This is a genomic window from Methylobacterium sp. E-045, from assembly GCF_022829685.1.
Taxonomy (GTDB): Bacteria; Pseudomonadota; Alphaproteobacteria; order Rhizobiales; family Beijerinckiaceae; genus Methylobacterium.
Window position 1 is genome coordinate 1 of record NZ_JAKSYE010000088.1, and the last position, 1,783, is coordinate 1,783.

At 65.6% G+C, this 1,783-nt stretch carries 2 protein-coding genes and 2 pseudogenes; 2 read left to right on the plus strand and 2 right to left on the minus strand.

Features of this window, described 5'->3' with window-relative positions:
- Positions 1 to 244, minus strand: a 244-nt coding sequence (locus MKK51_RS17290) for a transposase (protein ID WP_243979057.1), incomplete at its 3' end; no start/stop codon positions are given.
- Between the two features lie 61 nt (positions 245 to 305).
- Between MKK51_RS17290 and MKK51_RS17295 the strand changes: the two are divergent.
- A pseudogene (locus MKK51_RS17295) lies at positions 306 to 656 on the plus strand (IS3 family transposase); the annotation flags it as partial.
- Between the two features lie 359 nt (positions 657 to 1,015).
- On the opposite strand, the gene MKK51_RS17305 reads toward MKK51_RS17295, so the two are convergent.
- Positions 1,016 to 1,480, minus strand: coding sequence for an SRPBCC family protein (locus MKK51_RS17305; RefSeq protein WP_243979058.1), 465 nt, complete (start codon positions 1,478 to 1,480; stop codon positions 1,016 to 1,018).
- Positions 1,481 to 1,545: 65 nt separating this feature from the next.
- On the opposite strand from MKK51_RS17305, the pseudogene MKK51_RS17310 reads away from it, so the two are divergent.
- A pseudogene (locus MKK51_RS17310) lies at positions 1,546 to 1,783 on the plus strand (IS21 family transposase); the annotation flags it as partial.

Genomic DNA, 1,783 nt, shown 5'->3' on the forward strand with positions numbered 1-1,783 from the left:
CAGGTTCACCGGGAGCCGCATCCGCAAGTTCGGTGGCTTCCCCCTCCGACCAGGCGGCTCCCGGTGAACCTGCTACCCGCGGCGGTGGGGAGCCACCCCTCAGCCCCGTGCGCCACTGCCTCAGCATCGAGGGTTGGATCCCGAGTTCGGCCGCGATCTGCCTCTCCGGGCGGCCGCTGCTGTCCAGCAGCGCCACCGCCTCGCGTTGGAACTCCGGCGTGAACTCGCGTCTCGTCGTGGCCATCAAACACCTTCCCCGCCCGCAAGGAGCGTATCAGAGGTGTCCGTGGAACTGGGGGAAGATCAAGCGCTTCGCTTGCCGTGTCCTGAGCCAACATCGTTCGACCCAGCGCAAGGTCGCCGTCCTGGCCGAGGACGAAGCCGCTTTGACGGGCGCTATCGTCGCCCTGGCGCTGCAGTATGGACGCTACGGCTACCGTCGGATCACGGCCCTGCTCCGGCGTGACGGCTGGACGGTGAACGTGAAGCGCGTCGAACGGATCTGGCGCCGCGAAGGGCTCAAGGTCCCGGCTCGCCAGCCAAAACGGGCACGCCTTTGGCTCACCGACGGCTCCTGCCTTCGCTTACGGCCCGAGCGTCCCGACCACGTCTGGTCCTACGACTTCGTCGAGCACCGCACACACAACGGGCGCAAGTGTTGGCTCCGCGAGCCTGAGCGTCGTATGGGGCTCGCAGAAACGTCGAGGGAGACGGCTGGCATGGCATATGGGGCGCGACGTCCGCAGTCACGACTAGGGATGGCCGCCACAGTGGCCTTTGCAATCCTGCTTGCGGGTGTCGGTACGCTCGGCTGGCGCTGGTACAGCTACGTTACGGCCGGCCCGACGCCCTACGACGAGGTCGGCATCGAGGTGAACCGTCGCCTGCCAGAGTCGCTGCGGACTTGGGGCTGTGAGCGCATCAAGGAGCAATTCCCGCGCTCCGTGCCACCCTACGGCTGCCAGCCAGGACAGATCTGATTGGGGCGGGAGCAAATTTTCCTAGGATGTTGCACTTACCGGCTCACCTCCTTCGCGATGCCGGCCAAACCCTGTTCGTAGACGCCCGCGATGTCGGCCTTGGCCTCCGCATCGGTCATCCCTATTGCATCAAAAGTAGCGGTCCAGACCACGGTCGAGCCAACCCCATTTGGATGTACGGCGATCGTCGCGTTGTAGGTCTTCACGGGTAGCGGCCCACTGACATAGGCGTAGTTGTAGCTCATCGCCTTTTCGTCCCGGCTCGTCTCGACCTCGATAATGGTCCCCAAGTTGCTGGCTGCGACCAGACTCCGGGTCGCGCGCCCCTGGCCTGCATCGCTGTCCTTGTTCGAAATAGCGCAGCTTTCGACCATCGGATGCCATTTCGCGATGGCGCAGAAGCCACCAACGAGCGCCCAGACAGCGGCAGGGGGTGCTTGGATCTTGAGTGTGTTTCGGCGTGCAACTTTGACCCCGTGAGGCGGGGGATCGGCGTCCAATTCTGACCCCCTAACCTCGTTCTCGCAGACTGCCCTCCGGTACGACCGGAGGGTGGTGTAGGGGGATGAAGGGCGTGGACACGATTGCGCGCATCCGGCGCCCGTTCTTTAACCGCGGCCGCGCGATCAAGAACATCGTCCGCGACCTGCACGTCTCCCGCAACACGGTCCGGAAGGTCGTCCGGTCGGGAGCCACCGCCTTCGCCTACGAGCGTGAGGTGCCGCCCCTGCCCCAGCTCGGGCCGTGGCGCGACGCTCTCGCTCGGATGCTGCCCACCAACGCCAGCAGGTCCGCCCGCGAGC